Origin of the sequence: Eggerthella sp. BIOML-A4, from assembly GCF_009875575.1 — a bacterium.
Lineage (GTDB): Bacteria > Actinomycetota > Coriobacteriia > Coriobacteriales > Eggerthellaceae > Eggerthella > Eggerthella lenta.
This window is the reverse complement of sequence record NZ_WWRX01000006.1, coordinates 74,927-88,278: the sequence shown is the minus strand read 5'-3', so window position 1 is coordinate 88,278 and position 13,352 is coordinate 74,927. Positions and strand designations below refer to the sequence as shown.

General features: G+C 65.6%; 13 protein-coding genes. 5 read left to right on the top strand and 8 right to left on the bottom strand.

The window, feature by feature from the left end; translation table 11 throughout:
* The first annotated feature begins 253 nt into the window (after window positions 1-253).
* The gene (locus GT613_RS07100) at window positions 254-1,675 is read left to right on the top strand and encodes an MATE family efflux transporter (RefSeq protein ID WP_009306494.1); all 1,422 of its coding nucleotides are present in this window, start codon (window positions 254-256) and stop codon (window positions 1,673-1,675) included.
* 7 nt (window positions 1,676-1,682) lie between these two features.
* On the opposite strand, the gene GT613_RS07095 is transcribed toward GT613_RS07100, so the two are convergent.
* The 5 genes from GT613_RS07095 to ptcA all read right to left on the bottom strand — a co-directional run bounded on the left by GT613_RS07095 (window position 1,683) and on the right by ptcA (window position 6,927).
* Window positions 1,683-1,910, bottom strand: a complete 228-nt coding sequence (locus GT613_RS07095) for a hypothetical protein (RefSeq protein ID WP_147271071.1) — start codon at window positions 1,908-1,910, stop codon at window positions 1,683-1,685.
* 129 nt (window positions 1,911-2,039) lie between these two features.
* Window positions 2,040-2,993 (bottom strand): carbamate kinase, encoded by a 954-nt coding sequence (gene arcC / locus GT613_RS07090; RefSeq protein ID WP_021409845.1) that lies wholly within the window; start codon window positions 2,991-2,993, stop codon window positions 2,040-2,042.
* A gap of 31 nt (window positions 2,994-3,024) precedes the next feature.
* A complete protein-coding gene (gene aguA, locus GT613_RS07085; RefSeq protein WP_161172572.1) occupies window positions 3,025-4,140 on the bottom strand; it encodes an agmatine deiminase in 1,116 nt (371 codons plus the stop codon).
* Window positions 4,141-4,369: 229 nt separating this feature from the next.
* Window positions 4,370-5,872: an APC family permease gene (locus GT613_RS07080; protein WP_015760086.1), complete on the bottom strand. Its 1,503-nt coding sequence runs from the start codon at window positions 5,870-5,872 to the stop codon at window positions 4,370-4,372.
* A 29-nt stretch (window positions 5,873-5,901) separates the two neighbouring features.
* Window positions 5,902-6,927, bottom strand: coding sequence for a putrescine carbamoyltransferase (gene ptcA / locus GT613_RS07075; RefSeq protein ID WP_015760085.1), 1,026 nt, complete (start codon window positions 6,925-6,927; stop codon window positions 5,902-5,904).
* Window positions 6,928-7,138: 211 nt separating this feature from the next.
* Between ptcA and GT613_RS07070 the strand changes: the two genes are divergently transcribed.
* The 4 genes from GT613_RS07070 (at window position 7,139) to GT613_RS07055 (ending at window position 11,227) form a co-directional block, all read left to right on the top strand.
* On the top strand, window positions 7,139-7,804 hold the full coding sequence (locus GT613_RS07070; protein WP_015760084.1) for a hypothetical protein: 666 nt from the start codon (window positions 7,139-7,141) through the stop codon (window positions 7,802-7,804).
* A 23-nt stretch (window positions 7,805-7,827) separates the two neighbouring features.
* Window positions 7,828-8,646 carry a MerR family transcriptional regulator gene (locus tag GT613_RS07065; RefSeq protein ID WP_015760083.1) on the top strand — a complete coding sequence of 273 codons (819 nt, stop codon included), beginning with the start codon at window positions 7,828-7,830 and terminating at the stop codon, window positions 8,644-8,646.
* A gap of 107 nt (window positions 8,647-8,753) precedes the next feature.
* A complete protein-coding gene (locus tag GT613_RS07060; RefSeq protein WP_009306501.1) occupies window positions 8,754-10,046 on the top strand; it encodes an MFS transporter in 1,293 nt (430 codons plus the stop codon).
* Between the two features lie 149 nt (window positions 10,047-10,195).
* The gene (locus tag GT613_RS07055) at window positions 10,196-11,227 is read left to right on the top strand and encodes an SDR family oxidoreductase (RefSeq protein WP_009306502.1); all 1,032 of its coding nucleotides are present in this window, start codon (window positions 10,196-10,198) and stop codon (window positions 11,225-11,227) included.
* A 47-nt stretch (window positions 11,228-11,274) separates the two neighbouring features.
* Here the strand turns inward: GT613_RS07055 and GT613_RS07050 are convergent, their stop codons facing one another.
* The 3 genes from GT613_RS07050 to GT613_RS07040 all read right to left on the bottom strand — a co-directional run bounded on the left by GT613_RS07050 (window position 11,275) and on the right by GT613_RS07040 (window position 13,344).
* The gene (locus GT613_RS07050; protein ID WP_009306503.1) at window positions 11,275-11,967 is read right to left on the bottom strand and encodes a histidine phosphatase family protein; all 693 of its coding nucleotides are present in this window, start codon (window positions 11,965-11,967) and stop codon (window positions 11,275-11,277) included.
* Window positions 11,967-12,434: a YbaK/EbsC family protein gene (locus GT613_RS07045; protein ID WP_009306504.1), complete on the bottom strand. Its 468-nt coding sequence runs from the start codon at window positions 12,432-12,434 to the stop codon at window positions 11,967-11,969. The genes GT613_RS07050 and GT613_RS07045 overlap by 1 nt, the downstream gene beginning before the upstream one ends.
* A gap of 133 nt (window positions 12,435-12,567) precedes the next feature.
* Window positions 12,568-13,344, bottom strand: coding sequence for an amino acid ABC transporter ATP-binding protein (locus GT613_RS07040; RefSeq protein ID WP_009306505.1), 777 nt, complete (start codon window positions 13,342-13,344; stop codon window positions 12,568-12,570).
* Window positions 13,345-13,352 lie beyond the last annotated feature (8 nt).

The following is a 13,352-nucleotide window of genomic DNA, read 5'->3' as shown; positions in this document are numbered from 1 at the left end:
CTTCGCCCCTAAAACACGGAAAAGGGGCCTGTAGCGTGTTTTAGGGGCGAAGATGCGTCCCCGGACTGCGGACGACATGCGCGCGCCGTTCCCGTTGCTCCCTCGGCATCCCGTAACCTTCGCGCTACCCGGCTAATCCCATATAATCCCGCACTCCGGCGAAACGCGACCGGTATAATCCCCCGCTCGCGTCGGCTTCGCGGTAAGGTCGTCACGACGGAAACCGCCACCAGGCTCAAGGAGGCCGACGGCAATGGACGAGCTGCTTATCGAGCCCGAACCCACCGAACGCGAGCTGGGCACCGCGCCCATCAAGCCGCTGTTCGCCCGCTACGCCGCCATCACGTTCGCCGGCATGCTGGCGCAGATGGTGATGGTGGTGCTGGAGGGCCTCATCATCGGCAACGGCCTGGGACCGCTCGGCCTGGCCGCCGTCACCGTCATCCTTCCGCTGGAGCTGCTGAACCTGGCGCTGGGCGGGGCGCTGGGCATGGGCACCGCCGCCGCAGCCGGCCAGCGCCTGGGCAGCGGCGACACGGCGGGCGCGCAGAAGGTGTTCAACCAGGGGTTCTGGCTGGCCGCCTACCTGCTAGTGGCGCTTTCCGCGGTCATCGCCCTGTTCGCGCCGCAGATAGCCACGCTTTTGGGCGCCACGCCCGACATCCACGAGGACGTGACGGCGTTCATCCGCCTGCTCATGTGCTTCTACCCGTTCTGCACGCTGGGGCAGCTGCTGTGCTCGCTGTTGCGCACCGACGAGAAGCCTTCGCTGGCCTCGGCGCTGGCCGTCATCGCCTCCGTCTTGGCGCTGTTCTGGCTGTATCTGTGCGTGTACGTGCTCGACCTGGGCTTCGCTGCCGCAGGCGCGTACTACGGCATGAGCACGGGGCTATGGTTCTTCGCCATCCTGTACTTCCAGTTCAACAAGAAGTCCACCTTCAAGGTGACGTTCGGAGGCATGAAGCTGGATCCCGCGATCTGCCGCACGATCCTCTGGCAGGGCTTGCCGCTGTTCCTGGTGCAGGTGGCCAGCCTCGTGTACACCATCGTGATCAACAACTACCTGGGCTCGCTGGGCGGCGATCCCGACCTCGCGGCGTTCTCCGTGATCAACGGCTACGTCGTCTACCTGCTGGACATGCTGTGCCTCAGCGCCACCTACGGCCTGCAGCCTATCGCCAGCTTCAACCGCGGCGCGCGCCACTTCGAGCGCCTGCACGAGCTGGTGAAGGCCAGCCTGGGCGGGACGTTCGCCATCCTGGCCGTCGTGTGCGGGCTGGTCATCGCGTTCGCCGCGCCCATCTCGACGTTCTTCATCGGCGACGACCCCCAGCTGATCGAGCTGACCGCCTCGCACTTCCTGCCGCTGCTGGTGTGCGCGCCGTTCGGGTTCCTGGCGCAGGTGGCCTCGGCGTACTTCCAGGCCGTGGGACAGGAGCGCATCTCCATTCTGCTGGGCGTCTGCCGCTACCTGCTGTTCGCCATCCCCATGATCGTGGTGCTGGCGGCCGTCGAGGGCCTGACCGGCGTCTGGTGGTCGCAGCCCCCCGCCGATCTCATGGCCGCCTCCCTGACCGTGGCGCTGGCCGCGCGGGAATGCGGGAAGCTGAGGCGGGCGGGGGCAATGCAAACAAAACCCGCCCCCGAATCCGAACCGCTGCTCGAAGCGGAGTAAGAACCTCTCACGATGCGGGCGTCGTCTTGCCTTCGGCGCCCGCATCGTACACAATGTCGAGCACCTCCTGACGAGAGCTTACGCCCATGTTGAGCCGCTCCCGCTTGTCACGATTAGCATCGGTTTGTCGGGTTGCGGTTTGAACGTGGGGTGCCTGTTTTTGGCACAAATTTGCGGGTAGGGGAATTTGGTTCGGATTGCGGACGATTTCGACCTGGGGTTTCTTGTTTTTCACCCCTATCGTACATGCGAAACAGCGCCGAATCGCTCCCCTACCCGTTATTTTGTGCCAGAATTTCGACTCGCGCCTTCACGATGGAGAAGCGCGTGGCCCGCGCGTCGACGGGCCGCACGCTTTCGGCGCTTACGCCACGATCAGGGTGCCGGACTCGCCCTCGATGGCTTCGGCGGCGTTCTCGAGGCTGGTGATGATGGCCTTGCCCTCGGGGTAGGCTTGCAGGTACGCGATGCAGGCCTCCACCTTCGGCAGCATGGAGCCGGAAGCGAACTGGCCTTCCTCGATATACTGCGCGGCCTCGGCCACGGTCAGCACGTCGAGGTCCTGCTGGTCCGGCGTGTTGAAGTTGATGGCCACCTTCGGCACCGCGGTGAGGATGACCAGCATGTCGGCCTTGAAGTCGGCCGCCAGCTTGGCGCTGGAACGGTCCTTGTCGATGACGGCCGGCACACCGCGATACCCGCCGTCCTCCTCAATGACGGGCACGCCGCCGCCTCCCGTGGAAACCACGAGGTAGCCGTCGTCCACGAGGTCCTTGATGGCATCGAACTCCACGATGCGCACCGGCGCGGGCGATGCGACCACCTGGCGCCAGCCGCGGCCGGCGTCCTCCTTGAACGTGGCGCCCGTCTCGTTCGCAAGACGCACGGCCTCGTCTTCAGTCAGAAACGCGCCCACGGGCTTCGTGGGATCCTGGAACGCGGGGTCGTTCGCGTCGACCACCGTCTGGGTGATGAGAGCCACCGACGAGCGCATGATGTCGCGACGCTTGAGCTCGTTCAGGATGGCCTGGGACAGCTGGTAGCCGATGTATCCCTGGCTCATGGCGCCGCACTCGGGCAGCGGCATGGCCGGCGTCTTGCCGTCATGGGCGTTCGCGTAGTCGAACGCGTTTTGGATCATGCCGACCTGCGGCCCGTTGCCATGGGACACGACGACGTTCACGCCCTCGCCCACCATGTCGACGATGTGCGAGGCGGTGTTCTTCACCAGCTCGAGCTGCTCTTGCGGCGTGTTGCCCAAGGCGTTGCCGCCGAGGGCGATGACCACGGTCTGGCCGGGTCCTTTCTGATAGGACATGGGAAATCCTTTCTGATTGGGGCTTCGGACTTTACACTCCAACTGGCTGCTGCTGGGTGATGCAGTGGATGTTGCCGCCGCCGTACACCACCTCGCGCGTGGGCACGCCCACGACTTCGCGTTCGGGGAACATCTCCTGCACCTGCTGCAAGGCCTTCTCGTCGTATTCGTCGTCGTACTGGGGCACCAGCACGAAATCGTTGCCGATCAGGAAGTTCATGTACGAGGCGATGCACACGTCCTCGGTGGTGCGCGGGATAGTGCCCTCCACCACGTCGATGGCGTCCACTTCCTCCTGCGTCATGTAGGTAGGCTCCTTCGGCATGGTCAGCTTGTGCACCCTGAGCTGGCGGCCCTTGGCATCGGTGGCGTTCGACAGCGTTTCGTAGGCGGCGTGCGCGGCCTCGTAGAACGGGTTGTCCTCATCGTCGGTCCAGATGCAGGCCACCTCGCCCGGGCGCACGAAACAGGCCACGTCGTCGATGTGCCCGTTCGTCTCCTCGGGGTCGATGCCGTCCTTGATCCAGATCACCTTGTCGACGCCCAGGTACTCGCACAGGTAGTTCTCGATTTGCTCCTTCGAGAGCTCGGGGTTGCGCCCCTCGGACAAGAGGCACATCTCCGTGGTCATCACGGTGCCTTCGCCGTCCACGTGGATGGAGCCGCCCTCCAACACGAACGAGTCCGGACGGTAGCGGTCCACGCCCGCGAGGTCGGCCACCTTCAGGCCCACGAGCGCGTCCTGGTCCCACGGGAAGTACAGGCCGTCCACCAGCCCGCCCCATGCGTTGAAGTGCCAGTGCACCGCGCGCACGTCGCCGTCGTCGTTCACCACGAACGTGGGGCCGCAGTCGCGGATCCACGAGTCGTCGCTGGTCATCTCCACGACCAGGATGTTCTCCTCGCCCGCCAGCACGTAGTGCGCGGCGGCGTAGTCCTCGGGGTTCACGCCCACGATGACCGGCTCGAACTGGGCGATGCCGCGCGCCACGTCGGCGTACGCCTTCTGCGCGGGCTTCGCGCCGTCGCGCCAGTTGTCGGGACGATGCGGCCACAGCATCCAGATGCACTCCTGCGGCTCGAATTCGCCGGGCATGCGGTAGCCGTCTTTCTTCGGGGTCGATTCGTTCTCGTAAATCGTATCCATAGGTACGTCCTTTCGGGGTTGGTTGTCATCCTTGATGAAAACCGAGCTGAAGCGCCATCCGGGTTGTCATCCTGAGCGAAGCGCGTCAGCGCGCAGTCGAAGGATCCCGTTTGGCGGCAGCAGGAAGGTTTACGGCTGGCGCCGCACGGGATCCTTCGACTCCGGCGGCTTCGCCGCCTACGCTCAGGATGACATCGGCTACGCTCCGCTCAGGATGACAGGGGTCGCTTTACACCAGATCGCGCGGTTCGCGGCCGATGAGCAGGTCCTCTTCCACGGCGATCTTCTCGGATTCGGGCATCTCCTCGTAGCCGTGCGCCACGTCGAACTCGAACGGATCGCCGCTCGAGCCCATGCCGCCGTAATCGTCCTTGCGCCCGCGCGCCGACCAGATGCGCACGATCTCGCCCAGGATGACGAACGCGATCACGCCGATGAGCATGGGAATCTTGCCCATCTCGTCGGGCGAGCCGTTCAGCGGCACGATGGTGGCGATGATGGCCAGCACCAGCAGGATCACCGGCACCCACGCCACCACCAGCGCCACGCCGTGGCCGCCCGGCACCTTGAACACGCGGTTCGCCGCAGGGTCGATTTTGCGCAGCTTCAAAAACGCGGGGAACATGGGAATGTAGCTGATCAGTAGGAACACGATGTTCATGGAGAAGAAGATCCAGAAGAAGCTGTCGAAGCCCGCCAGCTCCATCACGGGCGACAGCAGCACCAGCACGCTGGCCACCACGCCGTTGACGATGGCGGCACCGGTGGGCATCTGGTTCTTCTTGCTCTCGTGCGCGAACACCTTCGGCATGTTCTTCTTGCGCGCCGCGTGCTCGGCCACGAAGTTCACGCCGAACGACCAGCTGACCATGTTGCCGAACAACGTGATGAGGAACACGATGCCCACCACGATGAACAGCACGCTGCCCACGCCCGCCATGATGCCCACGGCGTCCATGATGCCGGAGTCCAGCGAGATGTCCATGGCCGGGATGGCGGCGCCGATGCCGAACGAGCTGAACAGGTACAGCGCCGCGATGGCGATGCCGCCCGCGATGATGGCGCGGGGAATCTGCTTGTTCGGGTTCTCCATCGAGCCCACGTACGTGGTGATGACCTCGAAGCCCATGAAGTTGAACAGGATGATGGACAAGTACGTCAGGCTGTTCGAGTCGAGCGCCGGCAGGAACGTCTCGGGCGCCATGTCGTTCGCGAAGCCGAAGTTCACGGCGTACCAAATGCCGAGGCCGCCCACCACCAGCGCGATGCCCACCTTGAGCACGGCGGCCAGGTTGAGGATCCACGCCGAGTCCGACACCTTCGAGAAGCTGAGGAACACGACGATCCAGATGAACGCCAGCTCGATGGCCAGCGAGGGCACCAGCCCTATTTCCATGCCGGTGATCATCGAGATGGTCTCGGGGAACAGGAAAGCGAGCGACGCCATCCACAGCGGGAAGTTGATCCAGTAGTACCAGCTCACGCGGCTGCCCCACTTGTCGCCGAACGCGCGGCGAACCCAGTCGTACAGGCCGCCCTCGTCGTCGTAGGTGGTGCCCAGCTCGCTGACCACCAAGCCGTACGGCAGCAGAAACGCGATGATGAGGAAGATCCACCAGAAGAACTGCGAGTTGCCGATGGCGGCCGCAGGAGCCGCCGCCTCGGCCACGAACACGACGGTGATGACCGACAGGATCGCATCGACCAACCGGAATTTCTTATTCTTTGCCATAAGGAGCCTCTTTCAAATCAGTCGGACCCTTACTTGATCGCTTGCTTGCCGAGGCCTTCCAGCAGGTAGTTCAGCTGGTCGTGGGCTTCTCCGGCTTCGGTCTGGTCGGTTTCGGCCTGCTTGCAGAAGTACGCCAGCAAGCCGCGGATGGAGTGCTTGCGGTTCTCGGCCTCGTCCCAGCAGATGGACTGCGAGCCGTCGATCACCGCGTCGGTCACTTCCTCGCCGCGCGAGGCGGGCAGGCAGTGCATGAACTTGGCGTCCGGGGCAGCCATGGCCATAAGCTCCTCGGTGACCTGGTACGTCGGGTAGAAGATGGCCATGCGCTCGTCCTTCGACAGCTCCTTGTCGTACAGGCCGTACCACACGTCGGTGTACACGAAGTCGGCGTCCTTCATGGCCTCCTCGCGGTTGTCGGTGACGCTGACGCTGCCGCCCGACACCTCGCAGTTCTTACGACCGATCTCCAGCAGGTCCTCGCGAATCTGATGGCCCTCGGGGCCGTACTGCACGAAGGTCATGCCCATCTTCGAGGTGATGAACATCTCCGACACGCACACCTGGGTGGCATCGCCCACGAACACCATCTTGCAGTTCTCGATGCGCTTGCCCTCGGGCAGATGCTCGATCATGGTGAGGAGGTCGCCCATCTCCTGGGTGGGATGGTTGTAGTCGGACATGCCGTTGATCACGGGGATCGTCGCGTACTTCGCCAGCTCGACGAGGTCCTCGTGGCGGTCGACGCGCGCTTCGAGAACGTCCAGCAGGCGGCTCATGACGCGGGCCGAGTCCTCGATGGTCTCGTGACCGCCCAGCTGGATGGTGCCGGGCGCGTAGAACTGGCCCGTGCCGCCGAGGTCGGCCATGGCGCCCTCGAACGACAGGCGCGTGCGGGTGGACACCTGCTGGAAGATCATGCCCAGCGTCTTATGTTTCAGCAGCTCGGGGTAGTACCCGGCCTTCACGCAGCGCTTGAGCACGCGCGACAGCTCGATCATGTCGAGCAGCTGGTCCTTCGTGAAATCGTTGGTATCGAGAAAATCCTTGACGGTCATCGAAAAGCCTCCTTCGAAAGCGAACTGAACGGGCAGCCCGTCGTCGCGGCAGCGCCAGCGCGATGCGGCGAAGACAAACCGGCGCGACCGGATTGCAGTACGGCCGCGCCTTGCCCTCAGTTGTAACCCGAATCGCCGAAGCGCTCGACAAGGCTTGCGGGTCGTGCGAGAATCGAAGACGAACCGAAACCGAATCGCAAAAGGATGCCCTATGAACCTGCCCGGACTCGTCACCGTTCAACCCGACCGAACCGAGGAGCTCGATGCGCTCGCCCGCATGGTGGGCACGTGCTTCCTCGAGGAGATGTGGTACGTCACCTGGCTCGAAGCGCTCGACGAGCTGGGCATCGGACGCGATCGCAAGCTGGAGATCACGCGCGCCGTCATCCGGTCGGACTACGAGGTCACCGCACCGTACCAGTGCGTGTACGCGCTGCCCGACCGAGCGGGGGCCGCGAACGTCTACCTGCGCAGCGAGCTGGGCGACGTCGACTGGACCGAGCTCGAGGAGGAATCGGGCGCGCTTCTGGCCGAGGTGCTCACCGACGAAGAGATCGACGTGCTGGGACCGCGCATCGAGGCGATGGACCCCATCTCCTCCACGAGCTGGCCGCTCGAGCGTGCGGCGGCCGACGAGGATTTCATCTACTTCATCTCGGCCGGCGTGGATCCCGAGAAGCGCGGCAGCGGAGCATTCCGCCGTCTGTTCACGCCGTTTCTGGAATACGCCGACGAGCACGGGCTGGCCTGCTACCTCGATTGCTACACCGAACGGCTCGAGCAGCTGTACGGCCACTTCGGCTTCGAGACGGTGGAGCGCCGCAGCATCGACGCCTTCCCCATCGAAGAGCGCCTGATGGTCCGCCGGGCGCGGTAGGCGCGAGCGAAGGAGAGTTCCTGGTGAAGTCGAGCGAGATAGCGAAGCTGGCGGGGGTGTCGGTGCGCACGCTGCGCCATTATCACGCCATCGACCTGCTGCCCGAGCCGCCGCGCGGCGAGAACGGCTACCGCGACTACGGCGCAGGGGACCTCGTGCGCCTGCTGCGCATCAAGCGGCTGTCGTCGCTAGGGTTCTCGCTGTCGCGCATTTCGGAGGTGCTCGACGAAATGGACGCTCATCTGGCCGAAGCAGCCGGCCCGAACGCCGACGAGGCGCTCGATGAGCTCGACCGCGAACTGGCGCTGCAGATCGAGCGTCTGCAGGAGCAACGCCGCACCATCGCCCTGCTGAAGCGCGAGCAGTTGGACCCCGACTTGCCGGTGCGGTTCGCCCGCGCGGCCAAGGCGCTATTTGCTGCAGAACACTTTAATGACGGGGAGCGCCAGGCGATGCTCATCATGGGGCACCTCTATGACGAAGGGGAGGTCGCCGAGCTCGAGCGAGTGACTGCAGCACTCAGCGAGAAGGGACTCATCGATAAGATACGGGCTCTCCAAGCGCGTTACGACGAACTGCGCCCCGATGCAACGACGGAGGACATAGATCGCCTTGTCAAGGAGTCGCTTGAACTGCTTGACCCCGTTATGGACTGCTTCGAGCCGGTCAACTGGGAGGATGAGGCCGACTTCGAGAATTCAACCGCATGGAGCCCTATACAAGAGCTCCTCCGCAAAGACCTTTCGCCCACAGAGATTGTTGCCGAAGATCGCATCATGGAAGAGCTGAAGGCGCGCATCCTTGAGCGAATCCCCTCCATATCTTCGTCACAGGACGCTTGACCCCGACGCAGCGTCGTAGTTTTTACTCCTTTCTAGCAACGATTGTCATCCTGAGCGAAGCGCCGCAGGCGCGCAGTCGAAGGAACTCGCCAGAAAGGATCCCCCTCATGTTCGGCCGCACCTCCATCCGTTTCCTCGTATCGAACGCGCTTTCCCTGCTGGGAAACTCCATCGCAGCCGTCGCGCTTCCGCTCATCTTGCTGGCTACCACCGGCGATGCGCTGGCCGCCGGCACGCTGGCGCTCATCTGCGCCGTCCCCCAGATGGCCATCGGCATCGTGGGCGGTGCGGCGCTCGACCGCTTCAACCGCCGCACCATATCCATCGCCTCCGACCTCGTATCCGCCGCCAGCGTCGCGCTCATCCCCGTGGTGGACATGGTATGGGGGCTGAACTTCTGGTGGTTCGTCGCACTGGGCCTGCTGGGAGCCGTGGGCGACATCCCCGGCATGACCGCGCGCGACGCGCTGCTGCCAGCCGTCACCAAACACGACGACGTGGACCTCCAACGGTTCATGGGGTTGTCGCAGTCGCTCGATTCGCTGGTCACCATCGTAGGGCCCGCGTTGGCGGCGCTGTCCATCGGCCTGGTCGGCGGCGTGCCGTCGCTGTGGTTCACGGCCGCCCTCTCGTTCTCGGCAGCGCTTGCCACCGCCACCATCCCGCGCCGCGTGGGCGCGGTGCGATCGGGTGCCCCTGCGAACGAAGGCGACGCGACCGCGCAGCGGGGCGTCGTGCCATCGGCCGTTGGCGCGCTGCGCACCGGCATCCGCGTGCTGTTCCGCACCGACGGCGTGCTGACGGTCTCCACCCTGCTCACGTTCGGCATCGTCATGGTCATGGGATCGTTCCAGGGCCTCGTCCTGCCCGTGTTCTTCACGGACAGCGGCCGTCCCGAGCTGCTGGGCTACGTGCTGTCGACCATGTCGCTGGGCCTGCTGGCAAGCTCGCTCGCCTATGCCGTGTTCGCTCCGCGTCTGTCGCGTCGGACATGGTACGTGCTGTCGATGTTCGGCATGCTGTTGGGCGTGGCTATTCTGGGCGCGTTGCCTCCCTATCCGTTCATGCTGCTGGGCGCGCTCGTGCTGGGCGTGAGCGCCGGACCCGCGTCGGCGCTGCTGGGCTTCTTCATGCTCGATCGCATTCCCGAAGCGTCGCGCGGCAGCGCGCTGGGCACGCAGAACTCGCTTCTGCTGGCGGCGGCGCCCGTTGCCGTGTTCGCCACCTCGGTAGGCGTCAGCGCACTGGGCACCTCGGTGGCCGCCGTCGTGCTCGTAGGCTGCTGGATGGCCATCACGGCCTTCGCCCTGGTCGCGCGCGGCATGCGCAACCTCGACGACGCCGCGCCCGACCTGAAGCGGGAGGAGGGCGCCCTCGAGGAGGCGCGACTCGATTCGTAAGCGTCCTCCTCGCCATTTCAGCCCGATTGCGTGCAAGTCGCACCTTTCCAACGGCCGTGCAGCCGCCCGAACGGCACCCGCTTCTCGCTCCTATCATAGCGGGAAAAACTACTCGGGCGCAGCGCGTCCGGCACGAAAGGAGCGCCATCATGGCACAAACCGCATTGGTCACCGGCGCGACGAGCGGCATCGGAGAGGCCCTCTGCCTGCTGTTCGCCAGCGACGACTTCGATCTGGTCACCGTCGCACGCGACAAGGAAGCCCTGGAAAAGCAGGCCGACGAGCTGCGCAGGCTCGACATCGACGTGCTGCCCATCGCCTGCGACCTCTCCGACCCCGACGCAGCGCGCACCATATTCAAGCGCGTCCAGGAGGCGGGCAAGGAGATCGAGATCCTCGTCAACGACGCGGGCTACAGCCCCGCCGGCCAGTTCTCCGACCTGCCCATCGCCGACATCCGCTCGATGATCCAGGTCAGCGTCACCAGCCTCGCCGAGCTGACCAGCGTGTTCCTGCATCCCATGCTGGAGCGCGGCCACGGCCGCATCCTCAACATGAGCTCGATGATGGCGAAAACGCCGTGCCCCTACAACGCGCTGTACGGCGCGGCGAAGGTGTTCGTGCTGTCGTTCTCAACCGCGCTGGCGCGCGAGCTCAAGCACACCGGCGTGTCGGTGACCACCGTCTGCCCCGGCGCCACGCGCACGAACTTCCCGAAGAACGCCGGCATCGAGGACGCGCCCGCGTGGAAGTACTTCTCCATGGATACCGACGAGACGGCCATCCGCGTGTACCGCGCGCTCATGCGCGGCGAGCGCTGCGCCGTGACGGGCTGGTACAACAAAGTGGGTTCGATCTCGGTGCGGCTCATGCCCATGGGCATGCAGCTGCTGGCCGGCGAGTGGCTGATGGGCGCGCGCAAGCATCCGCTCGACCACGAGGGAACCGAAGAGGGCTCGCACGAGGAGCATCCGCACGGCCGGAAGCAGGGTCAAGCCGGGACGCAGGCCTGCGGATGCGGCCATGCGCACGATCACGGGGCCGGTCACGAAGACGGGCATCCTCGCGGACGCGAGGACGATCAGGCTCGGAGGCACGACCACCATCAGCACGGCCAGCGCGAACACGGCGGCATGGGCGGCACCGCGCCTGTCTGCCGCATCAGCTGGGATCGCTGGTAGTTCCTTTCAGAAGCGGCCGGGGCAGGCTTGCTCCGGCCGCTTCCGCTTCACGGCCGCTGCCAGGCGGTGGAGCCTATCTCGCCCAGGCGGAAATCCGACCCGTCGTAGGAGATGCGCGTGACGCTGGCGTTCGGTATCTTCACCGGATCGTTCACGCGCTCCGGGTCGATGAGGTACACGAGCGTGCGCACGACGAACGAATGCGTCACCACCAGCACGTTGCCGCCGCCGCGCTTCAGCCCATCATCCCCGGCCTCGCGGAAGAACCCGCGCAGGCGCCGTTCGATGGCATCGAAGCGCTCGGCGCGGCCAGAGCAATCCGCATCCGCCAGCACGTCGGCCACCTCGGGCAGCCGCCGATTGTGCTCCTCGAACGACAGCGGCGCGCCGAACCCCGCGTCGAGCGTGGCGTGCAGCAACTCGCCCGGCTCGCCCTCGAGGTCGCCGTAGCACCACTCGCGCAGACGCATATCGTCGTAGGGGCCGAACGGCACCCCGCTCCCCCGCGCGCGCAGCAGCTCGTCGAGCGTGTGCACGGCGCGGCCGCTGTCGCTCGAGTACGCCGCGGAGAAGTCCACTTCGGCCAGCCCGCGGCCCAGCGACTGCGCGGCGCGCACGCCCTCGTCCGTGAGCGGCGTGTCGCACCAGCCCTGCACCTTGCCCATGACGTTGAACAGCGTCTGCCCGTGACGCACGACGTAGAACGTCATCTCGCCGGAACGGCGCTCCCCCGCCTCCATCAGACGACCTTGCAGACGTCGACCCAGGTGCAGGGCGCGGCGCAGCGTTCCAGCTCGTCGGGTGCCAGGCGCACGGCGCTCGCGGCGTTGCCCGCCGCCGGATACACGGTGTCGAAGCGCCGCAGCGATTCGTCGAGGAACACGTCCACACCTTCGTTGAGCGCGAACGGGCACACGCCGCCCACGCCGTGGCCTATCAGCGGCTCGGCCTCGTCGGCGGCGAGCATCTTCGCCTTGCAACCGAACCGCGCCTTGTACTTGGGGTTGTCGATGCGCGCATCTCCCGCGGCCACCACGAGCGCGACGCGGTCGCCCACGTGGAACGACAGCGTCTTCGCGATGCGCGCCGGCTCGCAGCCCACGGCCTGCGCGGCAAGCTCGACGGTGGCGCTCGACGTCTCGAACTCCAGCACGCGCTCCTCCATGCCCCGCTCGCGCAGAAACGCCTTCACCTTGTCGATAGCCATCGTCGCCTCGCTTTCCGGATAGGTTGCAGCTTCCAGTATAGCGCCGCATCCCGAATCGAAGAAGCCGACGACCGGATACCGCGATCCCAGTTCGGAAGCAGGCTGGGCGATGTCATCCTGAGCGGAGCTACCCCTACTCCCCCTCGAACTTCGCTAGGAACGCCTGGGTGCGCTGGTGCTGGGGGTTGTTGATCAGCTGCTCGGCCGGGCCCTCCTCCACGATAACGCCGCCGTCCATGAACACGATATGGTCGGCCACGTCGCGCGCGAAGTTCATCTCGTGCGTCACGATGACCATCGTCATGTTCTCGGCCGCCAGATCGCGGATGACCTTCAGCACGTCCTTCGTCAGCTCGGGGTCGAGCGCGCTCGTGGGCTCGTCGAAGAACAGCACGTCGGGGTCGAGCGCGAGCGCGCGGGCGATGGCCACGCGCTGCTGCTGGCCGCCCGACAGCTCGCAGGGCACCATGTCTTCTTTGCCCGCGAGGCCCATCTTCGCCAGCAGGCCGCGCGCCGCCGCCAGCACCTCGTCCTTCGGGCGCTTCTGCACGTGGAGGGGCGCGTCGGTGATGTTCTTCAGCACCGAGTAGTGCGGGAACAGGTTGAAGTTCTGGAACACCAGGCCGAAGCGGGTCTTCGCTTCCTTGAGCACGGCCTTTGGCGCATAGGCCGCCGCGCCCGCGCCGTCGCTTTCGGCAACCACAAGGTCGCCGTAGGCCAAGCGCCCCGCGTCGAGCGTCTCCAGCAGCGTCATGCAGCGCAGCAGCGTCGACTTGCCGCCGCCCGACGGTCCGATGACGGCCACCACCTCGCCCGGCTGCACCTTGAGCGAGATGTCCTTGAGCACCGGCGTCCCGCCGAAGCTTTTCTGCGCATGCTCGAGCAGCACGACGGGTTGTTCGTTGGTCATGACGTCGC